Genomic DNA, 13304 nt, shown 5'->3' with positions numbered 1-13304 from the left:
TTGCTTTGCCGTTATTCATAAGCGGGAATTACTGTCGGGGATGGCGTAAACGCGGGTTCGCCAGCAGCGCCACCACGTCCGCCAGCAGGTTCAGCAAGATATAGATCGTCGCCAGCACCAGCGCGCAGCCCTGAATCACCGGCATATCGCGCTTACTGATGCTGTCCACCATGTACTGCCCCAGCCCCGGATAGACGAAGACGTTTTCCACGATCACCACGCCGACCATCAGCCAGGCCAGGTTGAGCACGATCACGTTGATAATCGGCCCCCAGGCGTTGGGCAATACGTGGCGCAGCAGGATGCTGGCCGGCGACAGCCCTTTCAGCAACGCGGTATCGACATAAGCCGCATTTTGCGCATTGATCAGAGCGGCGCGCGTCATATTGCTCATATGCCCCAGCACCGCCAGAACCAGCGTGATGCAGGGCAGGGCCAGCGCCGTCAACCGCGCGGAGAGCGGCATGCCCTCGCCGACGCTGCTGTTGCTGGGCAGCCAGAACAGCGAGATGGAGAACACCAGAATCAGCAGATAACCGGAAAAAAACTCCGGCAGCGCCACCGCCGTGCGGGTGAACATATTCAGCCCCCGGTCCAGCCAGCTGCCCTGATAGCGCACCGACAGGAAGCCGATCAGCAGCGCCAGCGGCACGGCGATTAGCGCGGCGCAGGCGGCCAGGAACAGAGTATTCTCCAGCCGCCAGACCAGCACCGGCGCGATAGCCTGCCGGCTGGTAAAGCTATGGCCGAAATCGCCGTGCGCAATGCCGCCCAGCCAGCCCAGGTAACGGGTCAGCGCCGGCTGATCCAGCCCCAGTTGCTGATTCAGCGCGCTGACCGCCTGCGGCGTAGCCGCCTGACCCAGGATGGCGCTGGCCGCGCTGCCCGGCAGCAATTGAATACCGGCGAAGATCAGCGCCGACACCACCGCCACCATCAACACGCCGGCCAGCAGGCGCCGGCCGATCATCGCCAGCAGCGGGTAACGCACGCCGAAGCGATCCGTCAATGTCACGCGCTTACTCCTTATCGCCTCAGGCCAGCCAGGCTTTTTCCGCCGCGCGGTTGCCGCTCAACGGGAAGCCGGGAACCGCCGTCAGCCCTTTAACTTTGTTACTGCAGGCGTCGATGGCATCCGCATACAGCGGGATAATTTCGCTGCCTTTCTCCACCAGCATCAGCTGGATGTCATGGTAGATCTGGCGGCGTTTCGCTTCGTCCACCTCGCCGCGCGCCGCCTGCACCAGTTGGTCGAACGCAGGCTCTTTCCACCCGGATTCGTTCCACGGCGCCTGGCTGGTGAAGACCAGCGACAGCATGGCGTCCGCCGTCGGGCGCATCGACCAGTTGGAAGAAACAAAGGGTTTCTTCATCCAGACGTTATCCCAGAAGGCGTCGTCCGGCACGCGTTCCACGCTCAGCGGAATGCCGGCGCGCCGGGCGGAAGCCTGATAGAGCTGGCCGGCGTCCACCGCGCCGGGGAAACCGGCATCGGCCACCGACAGCACCAGCGGACCGTTAAAGCCGGCCTTCTGCCAGTGCCATTTGGCTTTCTCCGCGTCATAAGGGCGCTGCGGAATATCGCCGGCGAAGTAGCGACTGGACGGAAAAATCGGGTTGTCGTTGGCGACGCTGGCATAGCCGCCCAGCACCGTATCGACCATCTGTTTGCGATCGATGGCGTATTTCAGCGCCAGCCGGCCATCCAGCGAGTCGAACGGCGCAACGTTGCCCAGACCGGGGAAAGTGAAAATAAAGGCGTCCTGCGCGCGCAGCAGCTGCAGGGTCGGCATCGACTGGATGCGGCTGACGATGCGCGGATTCACCCGGTTGATCAGGTGGGCCGAACCGCTGACCAGCGCCGCCACGCGGGCGGTGGAGTCGTTCATCGCCAGCGTTTCCACCGAATCCACGTGCCCGCGCGCGCTGTTCCAGTGATTCGGGTTGCGTTTCACCAGCGTGCGCACGCCGGGCTGAAAACTTTCCAGAATAAACGCGCCGGTGCCGATGCCCTTATCGAAGTTCTCGTTTTCCGGCGTAATCGCGAAGTGCACATCGCTCAGCAGCGCAATGAATTCCACGTTCGGCTCATTCAGTTCAATCGTCACCTCATGGCTGCCGCTGGCCGTCATCGCGCTTACCGGCTCCAGATAGCCTTTCACGGAGGAGCTGGACTGCTCGCCGCGATGGTGGTTGAGCGAATAAATCACGTCTTTGGCGCCCAGCGCGCGGCCATCATGGAACTGCACCCCTTTGCGCAGGGTGATGACCCAACGGCGGCCGCCGTTTTCGCTGGCCCAGGACTCCGCCAGAGACGGGATCAGCTCGCCTTTTTCATCCAGCTCCACCAGGTTGTTGAACAACTGGGAACCGACAAAATACATATAGGTTTCAAACCAGAAAGCCGGATCGAGCCGATCGGTGCTGGAGGCGTTATCGACGCCGACCACCAGATGGCCGCCCTTCTTCGGCTGCTCGCCGGCGCTGACGCCCAGCGGCCAACCGGCGGTGGCCATCGCGACGGAGACCGCGCAGGCGCTTTTAATAAAATGACGACGATTCATGATTATCTACTTTCCTGTATAAGGCTGACATTCGGGAAACGATCTCTTGCATTCTGCCTGTCCTGAGCCCGGGTGCGGGCGGATGCCCCGCAACGCAGCGGCGGCTACGCGTCGCGCGCGCTAAAGGCCCGCGCCAGACGAGCGATATGTTCCGGCCCGATGCCGCAGCAGCCGCCAATCAGCGTCGCGCCCTGCGCCGCCCACTGGTTCGCCCACTGCAGATAACCTTCCGGGTGCGTATCGGCGCGCAGCTGGCTCAGTCCATCATTGGCGCCGCGCTGATTGTCTTGCGGTTCGAACGCGTTGGCATAGACCCCAATCGCGATGGCGGCGCCCTGCCGACTCAGCACATCGCGCGCTTTCGCTACGGCGGCGGACATCACCTCCGGCCGGCTGCAGTTAAACAACAGGCCGGCCGCGCCCAGGCGGATGGCCGCTCGCGCCGCGTCGCTCACCGACTCGCCGCCGCGCAGATGCGCATTCGCCCGCTCGTCCAGTTCATCCTGCAGCGTAAACGAGAGCCACAGCGGACGCGTATCGCCGGCCAGCAGATCGCGCACCAATTCGACTTCCGCGACAGCGCTTTGCGTTTCGGCCAGCCACAGATCGACCGACGGCGACAGCGCCTCGATCAACACGCGTAAAATAGGTTCGGCCGCGGCGCGGGTAAACAGATCGGGGCGATAGGAGCCGAGAACCGGCGGTAACGAGCCGGCGACCCGCACCGGGGCCGGCGCGGCATCCGCCGCCTGACGCGCCAGCCGCCCGGCCAGCGCGGCCAGTTCCCGCCCGCGTTGCTGAAAGGTCTCGGCGCCGATATGGAAAGGCACCACCGCGTAGCTGTTGGTGGTAATCACCTGAGCGCCGGCGGCGATAAAGCTGTCGTGCACCTGGCGAACGTGTCGCGGCGACGCCATCAGCGCCAGGGCCGACCACTCGGGCTGCTTAAACGGGGCGCCAATGCGCGCCAGTTCCCGACCCATTCCCCCATCCAAAATCAGAATGTTTTCTGCCATCAAGGCTTCCTTTGCGAATGAGCCTGGTAAATTATCGCGACTTTACAAAAAACACATATAGATGTCCAGATACCTTTAAGGCCAGACACCTTTCCGTATGCGTTCTGACCGGCGGGACTCAGCGCGCAGTCTGGCTTTTCTGGCGCGTCCGCGTTTTCAGCAAATCACGCATCGCGCGAATAAAGACCTCTTTACTGCGGCCGCGGCGGAAAAACATAAAGAATGGCGCCTGAAAACCAAACTCGGTGGGCAACAGCGCGCGCAGGCGCTGCTCCTTCACCCAACGCAGAGCGTAGTGCTCCGGCAAATAGCCGACGTACTTGCCGGACAGAATCAGGATCAGTTGAGCCTCCATGCTGTCCACGCTGGCCGTGCTGTGCTTAAAGCCGCGTTTTCCCAGATCGGACGCGCTCCAGTAGGTGCGCGAAACAATACCGAACTGCGTTACCCGCGCCAGCGACAGCTGCTTTTCGGCAAACAGCGGGTGCATATCGCTGCAATAGAGCCAGTGCTGTTCGCGATACATCGGTAGAGCGATCACGTTATGCACGCTGGAGGGGAAAGTGCCGATGGCGAAATCGATCTGATTATTGATGATGCCCTGCACCTGCTCATGCGGGCTGCGAATCTGCAGATTGATATGCACGGCGGGAAAACGCTCGCTGAATTTACTGATGGCGTCGGGCAGTGAGAGCGCCGGGTCGGTCACGGTGGAATCGATTACCGCCAGACGAAAAGTGCCGCCGAGGTCGCCTTTCAGCACGTCCGCCTGCCGTTCGAACTCATCGATCTCGCGCAAAAGATGCAGACTTTGTTGTAAAAATTGTTCACCTTTCGGCGTCAGGGCGAAACCGGCCCGGCCGCGCTGACAGAGCACAAACCCCAGCCGCTGCTCGAGTTCGCTCATGTAATTGCTGATGGCCGAGGTGGTCAGATTCAGTTCCTGCTGGGCGCGCGCGTATCCCTGATGGCGCACCACCGCCACAAATACATGCAACAATCTGATATTCATATTTTTTATAGCTGACACCGCCATCGTTATCCTGTCTCAAAGCCGGCCATTACTTCACTAATCGCTGAAGTGATTTTTTGCGATTTACTATTTTATGTCCAGTTTCCGCTCTGCACTATGGCCTGACATGAGCCGCGCCATTCAGCGGGCGGCCGATAGAAAACAGAGGCTTATCATCATGCAGAAAGTGCTTCATCAGCCACAAAGTGGCAATGACATGCCGCGCTTCGCCGGACGCGCCACCATGCTGCGTTTACCCTTCGCCGAACGGCCCGACGGGCTGGACGCCGCGTTCGTCGGCATACCGCTGGATGTCGGCACCTCGCAACGGGCCGGCACCCGCTACGGACCGCGCCATATCCGCCAGGAATCCGTCATGATTCGCCCTTATAACATGGCGACCGGCGCCGCGCCTTTCGATTCGCTCTCCGTGGCCGATATCGGCGATGTGCCCATCAATACTTACAGCCTGCTGAAGTCGGTCGATCTGATTGAAGATTACTACACCCGGCTGAACGACTACCCGCTCATTCCGCTGACGCTGGGCGGCGATCACACCATCACCCTGCCCATTCTGCGCGCGCTGAGCAAGAAATATGGACCGGTCGGCCTGATCCATGTCGATGCCCATACCGATACCAACGACATTATGTTCGGCGAAAAAATCGCCCACGGCACCACCTTTCGCCGCGCCGTGGAGGAAGGGCTGCTCGACTGCCGGCGAGTGGTGCAGATCGGCCAGCGCGCCCAGGGCTACACCGCGCAGGATTTTCAGTGGGGCGTGGATCAGGGCTTTCATCTGGTGCCGGCCGAAGCCTGCTGGCATCAGTCGCTCAGCCCGCTGATGGCGCAGGTGCGCGAGCGCATCGGCGCCGGCCCGGTCTACCTCTCTTTCGATATCGATAGTCTGGACCCGGTCTGGGCGCCCGGCACCGGCACGCCGGAGGTCGGCGGTCTGACGTCGATTCAGGGGCTGGAGATTGTGCGCGGCTGCCGCGGGCTTAACCTGATCGGTTGCGATCTGGTGGAAGTTTCGCCGCCTTACGACGTCAGCGGCAACACGGCCCAACTGGCCGCCAATCTGCTGTACGAAATGCTGTGCGTCCTGCCGGGCGTCGCGCACCGCTGAAGAGGAGAACGACGATGCGGCTCGATATTTTTCGTTCGCTGTGGGGCGCGACGACCGACTGGCCGACCTGCGTCCGGCAACTGCGCGAGGCGGGATGCGTCGGCATCGAGGCTCGCCTGCCGCCGACGCGCGGCCAGCGCCAGCAACTGCGCGCGCGCCTGAACGAGGAAGGGCTGGCGTATATCGGCATCGTCTTCAGCGGCGGCGATGTAGTGCCGCGCCAGCAGGACACGCCGGAGCAGCACCTTGACCATCTGGCGCGCATGCTGGAGGCCGCCGATGCGCTGGCGCCGCGCTTTATCAACGTTCTGGCGGGCAATGACCGCTGGCCGCTGGCGCAACAGGTGGATTTTTTCGGCCGGGCGCTGGCGCTGGCGGATGCGGCGGCCGTCGTCTGCAGCTTTGAAACCCATCGCGCCACCTCGCTCTACAGTCCGTGGCTCACGCTGGAACTGATTCGTCAGGTGCCCGAACTGCGTTTTACCGCGGACATCAGCCACTGGGTGGTGGTCGCGGAACGACTGCCCGATCATCCGCTGGACGACTTTCAGCCGTTTATCGATCGGGTGCACCACATTCAGGCCAGAGTGGGCTACGCCCAGGGCCCGCAGGTGCCGCATCCGGCCGCGCCGGAATACAGCGCGGAGCTGGCGTTCCACCAGGCGTTCTGGCAGGCCGTCTGGCATGCGCAACGAAATCAGGGATATCCCGTCGCCACGCTGACGCCGGAATTTGGCCCGGACGGCTATCTGCATCACTTACCGTTTACCGACGTTCCGGTGACCGATCTCTGGTCGCTGAACGACTGGATGGCCCGCTGCGAACGTCAGCATTTCGAGCGCTGGCTGCAGCATTCACCCGTACCGACCTGATGGAGACGCCCTATGCCCGCAACACCGTCCGTTCCGTTCACCGCCCTGCCGGTCATTGATATCGCCGATCTGTTTTGCGCCGATGCCGCCCGGCGCGGCGCGGTGGCGCAAAAGCTCGGCCAGGCCGCGCGCGAAGTCGGTTTTTTCTACATTACCGGCCACGGCGTTACCCCGGCGCTGATCGACGGCCTGCGTCAGGCGGCCAAGGCTCTGTTCGCGCTGCCGATGGAAGAAAAAATGCGTTACTACATCGGCGCTTCACGCAGCCACAAAGGCTACGTGCCGGAAGGCGAAGAGATTTACGGCAGCGGCAAACCCGACCATAAAGAAGCGTTCGATATCGGTTTTCAGGCGCCCGCCGATCACCCGCTGGTGCTGGCCGGTACGCCGCTCATCGGCGCCAACGAGTGGCCCGAACTGCCGGGCTTCCGCGCCGCCGTACTGGCCTATTACGACGCCGTTTTCGCGCTCGGCCGCCGACTGTTCGGCGCCTTCGCGCTGGCGCTCGGGCTGGATGAAGGCCATTTCGACGGCATGGTCACCTGCCCGCCGTCCAAACTGCGCATGATCCACTATCCGTTCGACGCCGAAGCGCAGGACGCGCCCGGCATCGGCGCGCACACCGATTACGAGTGCTTCACGCTGCTGCTGGCCGATCGGGAAGGACTGGAAGTGATGAACGAAAACGGCGACTGGATCGATGCGCCGCCCAAAATCGAACAGGGCGAAGAAGCGTTTGTGGTCAACATCGGCGACATGCTGGAGGTCATGAGCGCCGGCGCCTTTGTCGCCACCGCGCATCGCGTGCGTAAAGTAAGCCAGGAGCGTTACTCCTTCCCGCTGTTCTATGCCTGCGACTACCACACGCAGATCAAACCGCTGCCGCAATTTCAGCAGGCGGACGGCGGTCAGAACTATCAGGCGCTGACCATCGGCGAACATATGTACAGCCAGGCGCTGCAAACCTACCGCTATCTGCGCGAACGGGTCGCCGCCGGCGAACTGCATCTGCCGCAGCACGCCCGCGGCGTCGCCAGTTTCGGCCATTTCAAAAAACAAAAACGCTGAGATTGCTGACAACGTCGCCGGCAGGGCTGCGCTGCACGAGCGCATGCCGCGACGCGGCGCGTTGTCAATGGTCTGCAATGCTGATTAATTTTTCACCCATGACCAGGAGCATACCATGTCGATCAACACGTTTTCTCCCCGCCTGCGCCGTCGCTGTCTCGGCGCGGCGCTGTCGCTGATGGCGGGCGCCCTGTCTCTGCCCGCCGCCGCCCAGTTGCTCACCCCGGGCCAGTTTAAAGTGGGGATGGAGATCAGCTATCCGCCGTTCGAATCCTATGACGGCGATAAGGTGGTCGGTTCCGACCCGGAATTCTCGCACCTGCTGGCCGAACAGATGCAGGCCAAAGCGGTGTTTATTGATACCCGCTTCACCGGTCTGATCCTCGGTCTGAGCGCCGGTAAGTTCGATGCCGTGATTTCCGGTATGTACATCACCCCCGAACGGCAAAAGCAGGCGGACGCCATTCCTTACGCCCGCACCGGCGCCGCCATTATGGTGACCCAGGACAGTCCGGTTAAACCGCAAACGGAGCAGGATCTGTGCGGCTTAAAAGTGGGACTGCAGCAGGGGACGGTCTGGGTCGGCATGCTGAAAACGCTGTCCGATACAGATTGCCGGCCGGCCGGTAAAGCGCCGATCGTCGTACAGGAATTCCCGAGCGCGCCGGAAGTCTCGCAGGCGCTGATGTCGAAAAACGTACAGGTGCAGATGGAAATCGCCGGCGCCGCGCACATGTTCGCGCAACGCACCAAAGGGCGCATCATCGTGACGTCCAGCACGCTGATCTATCCGCAAACGCTGGGCATCTACGTGAAGAAAGGCAACGATCAACTGCTCTCGGCGATCAAACAGGCCATGACGACGCTGCGCGCCAACGGGCAGTACCAGGCGCTGCTGGAAAAATATCAGCTTGAGCCGGTGCCCGCCGAGTAATCTTCCCCGTGGCCGGCGCAGTCCGGCCATCCGTCGCTGCAAGATGAGGTCGGCATGAATCTGGACTGGGACTATTTTTTTTCACTTTTTACCCTCGGGGCTTTCTGGCGCGCCAGTCTGACGGTGGTCATCCTGAGCACGCTGGGCTGGGGCATCGGTCTGGTGCTGGGGTTTATCCTCGCCTGCGCCCGACTGTCCGCTTCCCGCTGGGCGCGTTATCCGGCCGCGCTGTATATCTGGTTTTTCCGCAGCGTGCCGCTGCTGGTGCTGCTGGTGTTTGTCTATAACCTGCCGCAGCTGTTCCCGCTGACCGGCCCGCTTCTCGGCATTCCCTTTATCGCCGGCCTTGTCGGACTGGTGGTGACCGAAGCCGCCTACATGGCGGAAATTCATCGCGGCGGTCTGCTGTCGGTCGCCAAAGGACAGCGCGAGGCGGGCTACGCCCTGAGCATCGGTTTTTTCGCCATCCAGCGCTTAATCGTCATCCCGCAGGCGCTGCGCATCGCGCTGCCCACGCTGATTAACGAGTACGTGACCGTGATTAAGCTCAGCTCGCTGGTGTCGGTGATTTCACTGCCGGAATTGTTGCTCACCGGGCAGCGGCTGTATGCCCAGAACTTTCTGGTGCTGGAAACCCTGCTGGCGGTGGCGGTCTATTATGTGCTGATCGTGACGCTGTTTGGCTGGCTGTTTCGCTATCTGGAATACCGGCTGGATATTCCCGCGCGCAAGCCCGAGGGACTGGACGAGGCGGCCTGTCGCCGGCTGCGCGCGACGTTGATCGCCGCGCCGCTGAGTCCCGCGCCGCAACGCGGTGCCGGCACGCCGCCGGTTCTGCAGTTAATGAACGTGCATAAATCCTATGGCGAGCATCAGATCCTGAAGGGCGTCTCGCTGCAGGTGCGCGCCGGCGAGGTGATCAGCCTGATCGGCCCGTCGGGATCGGGCAAAACGACGCTCATCCGCACCATCAACGGACTGGAGGCCATTAACGACGGCGAAATTATTCTGGACGGCGAAAGCTATATTCGCGCGGAGGCGGCCCAGGATCGGCGGCGGCTGCGCGAGGGCATCCAGCGCATCGGCATGGTATTCCAGAATTTCAATCTGTTTCCGCATCTGACCGTACTGCAAAACGTCATGCTGGCGCCGGCTTACCACCGCCGGCCCGCCGAAGCGGCAAACAACCGTCAGCAGGCGCTGACGCTGCTCGACCGCGTGGGGCTGCTGGCGCACGCCGGCAAATATCCTCACCAGCTGTCCGGCGGTCAGCAGCAGCGGGTGGCGATTGCTCGCGCGCTGGCGCTGCGGCCGGAGATTATGCTGTTTGATGAACCGACCTCGGCGCTGGATCCGGAGCTGGTGGAAGAGGTGCTGAAAGTGATTCAGGATCTGGCGCGCGAAGGTATGACCATGCTGATCGTCACCCACGAAATGGACTTCGCGCTGTCGATTTCCGACCGTATTGTGATGATGGAAAACGGCCGTATTATCGCGGACGCGCCGCCGGCGTCGTTGCTGAACGCGCCGCAGGACACGCCGCACTGGCGGCGGCTGCGCGAATTTATGGGCAAAAGTTGATAACCGGAGACGGCGCGCCGCGCCGTCAGACGTTGAGCATCCCTTTCTCGCGCAGCCAGCGCAATAGCAATACCAGCACCAGTCCCGGCAGCCATACCCACAGCAATTCCGACGCAATAACCGCATGCCCATAGGGCGTGTCGTAGCGCGCGAGGCTGAAGGGCGCCACCTTAATCACCTGCCACGGCGCAAAGAAGCGGGTGTTTTCCCACGGCCACAGCCAGGCGACGCCGCGGCCGCCGGTCGTGATCGAATCCAGCAGGCTGTGCGAAAGCAACGACACGGTCAGAAAACACCAGATACGCAGCAGCCCGGTGCGAAAGAAACGATGACAGAGCAGCGCCAGCGTGGGCAACGCGACGGCAAACAGCAGTGAGTGGGTAAAACCGCGATGGCCTAAAATATTGCCGTAATTCACACCGAGCTTAAAGGACAACACGTCCACATCCGGCAACATGGAAAAAGCGATGCCGGCCAGCAGCAGGCGCGGCGGAATCGCCTTACGGCCCAGCCCTAAGCCCAGACAAAGCGGCACCGCGGCATGAGTAACGATAGTGGGCATCCCTGATATATCCTTTCGAAAAGAGACGACGAAGCGTGACCATAGTATGTGGGATTTTTAACGTCGTCGCAGAGAGGCGTTGTCCGAAATTTTATTGTGATCGTCGTCACAACTTGCCGCCAAACCGGCCGTTTTTAGCTATCCCGCGATTAATCAACAAGTTAATTCAGTCGGCTGAGAAACGGTCTGTATAGCGAATCTACGAAGGTAAAAAATCTTTGTCTTAAGTCAAGAAAATCGCTTTTATCTATGCACCAAAATCTACATATAGTGTCTATTATATTGATAAGCACAATATATAGTATTTATCCACAAAATCATCCACACCCCCCGCAGGCCAGACGGCAGGCGGATTTTCCCTGTGGATAACTCAAATCAGGAGAGCGCGCACGTGAAACCAGTTGTGATTAAGCGAGACGGTTGCAAGGTACCTTTTGATGAACAACGCATCAAAGAGGCCGTCGAGCGCGCCGCCCTGGCCGCCAAAGTGGAAGACAGCGATTACTGCGCCACGGTCGCCCACGCGGTCGCACAACAAATGCAGGATAAAGCGTGCGTGGATATCCGCGAAATTCAAAATGCGGTGGAAAATCTGCTGATGGCCGGCAACTATAAGCAACTGGCCAGAACCTATATCGAATATCGCCATGACCGCGATGTGGCGCGCGAGCGCCACGGCCGCCTCAACCAGGAGATTCGCGGTCTGGTCGAGCAGAGCAATATGGCGTTGCTGAATGAAAACGCCAATAAAGACAGCAAGGTGATCCCGACCCAGCGCGATCTGCTGGCGGGGATCGTTTCCCGCCACTACGCCAGACAGTATATCCTGCCGCGCGACGTGGTGCTGGCGCATGAACGCGGCGAGATTCACTATCACGATCTCGACTACTCGCCGTTCTTCCCGATGTTCAACTGCATGCTGATCGATCTGAAAGGCATGCTGACGCAGGGGTTCAAGATGGGCAACGCCGAGATCGAGCCGCCCCGCTCCATCTCGACCGCCACCGCGGTCACCGCGCAGATCATCGCGCAGGTGGCCAGCCATATCTATGGCGGCACCACCATCAACCGTATTGATGAGGTGCTGGCGCCGTTCGTGATGGCCAGCTATGAAAAACACAAGGCTACCGCCGCCGAATGGCAGATCCCGGATGCCGAAGGCTACGCCACCTCGCGCACGGAAAAAGAGTGCTACGACGCGTTCCAGTCGCTGGAATATGAGGTGAACACCCTGCATACCGCCAACGGCCAGACGCCGTTCGTCACCTTCGGCTTCGGCCTGGGCACTTCGTGGGCCTCGCGTCTGATCCAGCAGTCGATCCTGCGCAACCGTATCGCCGGCCTCGGCAAAAACAGCAAAACCGCGGTGTTCCCGAAACTGGTGTTCGCCATCCGCGACGGACTCAACCACCGCGCGGGCGATCCGAACTACGATATCAAGCAGCTGGCGCTGGAGTGCGCCAGTAAGCGGATGTATCCCGATATTCTCAACTACGACCAGGTGGTTAAAGTCACCGGTTCGTTTAAAACGCCGATGGGCTGCCGCAGTTTCCTGGGCGTCTATGAAGAGAACGGCGAGCAGATCCATGACGGGCGCAATAACCTCGGCGTGATCAGCCTTAACCTGCCGCGCATCGCGCTGGAAGCCAGCGGCAGCGAAGAGCGTTTCTGGTCGCTGCTCGATAAACGTCTGGCGTTGACTAAAAAAGCGCTGATGACCCGCATCGCCCGTCTGGAAAGCGTCAAGGCGCGGGTGGCGCCGATCCTGTACATGGAAGGCGCCTGCGGCGTGCGCCTGAAACCGGACGACGATATCGCATCCATCTTTAAAAACGGTCGCGCCTCCATCTCGCTGGGCTATATCGGCGTACACGAGACCATTAACGCGCTGTACGGCACCGAAAGACATCTGTTCGACGACGACGCCCTGCGGGAAAAAGCGGTCGAGATTGTGGCGCATCTGAAAGCCGCCACCGATCGCTGGAAAGAAGAAACCGGCTATGGCTTCAGCCTGTACAGCACGCCGAGCGAGAACCTGTGCGACCGTTTCTGCCGGCTGGATACCGCGGAGTTCGGCGTGGTGCCGGGCGTGACCGATAAGGGCTACTACACCAACAGTTTCCACCTCGATGTGGAGAAAAAGGTCAATCCGTACGAAAAACTGGATTTCGAAGCCCCTTATCCGCCGCTGGCGAACGGCGGCTTCATCTGCTACGGCGAATACCCGAACCTGCAGCACAACCTGAAAGCGCTGGAAGACGTCTGGGATTACAGCTACAGCCGGGTGCCCTATTACGGCACCAACACCCCGATCGATGAGTGCTACGAATGCGGCTTTACCGGCGAATTCGAGTGCACCAGTAAAGGCTTCACCTGCCCCAAATGCGGCAACCACGACTCCACCCGGGTTTCGGTGACGCGGCGCGTATGCGGCTATCTGGGCAGCCCGGACGCGCGTCCGTTCAACGCCGGCAAACAGGAAGAAGTTAAACGCCGGGTGAAACATCTGTCCAACGGTCAATTGGGCTGACGGCCGGACCGGCCGCCGCGCATCCGCATTATCGCC

The 13304-nt window shown here is 61.1% G+C and carries 11 protein-coding genes; 6 read left to right on the top strand and 5 right to left on the bottom strand.

The features are described from left to right. Nucleotides 1-28 precede the first annotated feature (28 nt). The 4 genes from FJU30_RS13300 to FJU30_RS13285 all read right to left on the bottom strand — a co-directional run bounded on the left by FJU30_RS13300 (nt 29) and on the right by FJU30_RS13285 (nt 4592). Nucleotides 29-970, bottom strand: a complete 942-nt coding sequence (locus FJU30_RS13300; protein WP_150435621.1) for an ABC transporter permease — start codon at nt 968-970, stop codon at nt 29-31. Nucleotides 971-1034: 64 nt separating this feature from the next. Next, nucleotides 1035-2564, bottom strand: a complete 1530-nt coding sequence (locus FJU30_RS13295; protein WP_150435458.1) for an ABC transporter substrate-binding protein — start codon at nt 2562-2564, stop codon at nt 1035-1037. Nucleotides 2565-2668: 104 nt separating this feature from the next. After that, complete coding sequence (locus tag FJU30_RS13290) at nt 2669-3580, bottom strand: homocysteine S-methyltransferase family protein (protein ID WP_150435457.1); 912 nt, start codon at nt 3578-3580, stop codon at nt 2669-2671. Between the two features lie 118 nt (nt 3581-3698). Then, on the bottom strand, nt 3699-4592 hold the full coding sequence (locus FJU30_RS13285) for a LysR family transcriptional regulator (protein WP_223881579.1): 894 nt from the start codon (nt 4590-4592) through the stop codon (nt 3699-3701). 178 nt (nt 4593-4770) lie between these two features. Between FJU30_RS13285 and speB the strand changes: the two genes are divergently transcribed. From speB to FJU30_RS13260, 5 genes are all read left to right on the top strand, one after another. Next, nucleotides 4771-5721 carry an agmatinase gene (gene speB, locus FJU30_RS13280; RefSeq protein ID WP_150435455.1) on the top strand — a complete coding sequence of 317 codons (951 nt, stop codon included), beginning with the start codon at nt 4771-4773 and terminating at the stop codon, nt 5719-5721. Between the two features lie 14 nt (nt 5722-5735). Further along, nucleotides 5736-6593: a sugar phosphate isomerase/epimerase family protein gene (locus FJU30_RS13275; protein ID WP_150435454.1), complete on the top strand. Its 858-nt coding sequence runs from the start codon at nt 5736-5738 to the stop codon at nt 6591-6593. 12 nt (nt 6594-6605) lie between these two features. Next, complete coding sequence (locus FJU30_RS13270; protein WP_150435453.1) at nt 6606-7661, top strand: isopenicillin N synthase family dioxygenase; 1056 nt, start codon at nt 6606-6608, stop codon at nt 7659-7661. Between the two features lie 115 nt (nt 7662-7776). Next, nucleotides 7777-8595 carry an ABC transporter substrate-binding protein gene (locus FJU30_RS13265; protein WP_223881578.1) on the top strand — a complete coding sequence of 273 codons (819 nt, stop codon included), beginning with the start codon at nt 7777-7779 and terminating at the stop codon, nt 8593-8595. Between the two features lie 54 nt (nt 8596-8649). Continuing rightward, nucleotides 8650-10176, top strand: coding sequence for an amino acid ABC transporter permease/ATP-binding protein (locus FJU30_RS13260; RefSeq protein ID WP_150435452.1), 1527 nt, complete (start codon nt 8650-8652; stop codon nt 10174-10176). Nucleotides 10177-10201: 25 nt separating this feature from the next. Here the strand turns inward: FJU30_RS13260 and FJU30_RS13255 are convergent, their stop codons facing one another. Continuing rightward, the gene (locus tag FJU30_RS13255; RefSeq protein WP_150435451.1) at nt 10202-10738 is read right to left on the bottom strand and encodes a metal-dependent hydrolase; all 537 of its coding nucleotides are present in this window, start codon (nt 10736-10738) and stop codon (nt 10202-10204) included. 391 nt (nt 10739-11129) lie between these two features. Here FJU30_RS13255 and nrdD point away from each other — a divergent pair, with 391 nt between their 5' ends. Further along, on the top strand, nt 11130-13268 hold the full coding sequence (gene nrdD / locus FJU30_RS13250) for an anaerobic ribonucleoside-triphosphate reductase (protein WP_150435450.1): 2139 nt from the start codon (nt 11130-11132) through the stop codon (nt 13266-13268). The last annotated feature ends 36 nt before the right edge of the window (nt 13269-13304 follow it).

This window comes from Affinibrenneria salicis (genome assembly GCF_008710095.1).
The sequence above is the reverse complement of the archived record's forward strand: the minus strand, read 5'-3'. Positions and strand labels throughout refer to the sequence as shown.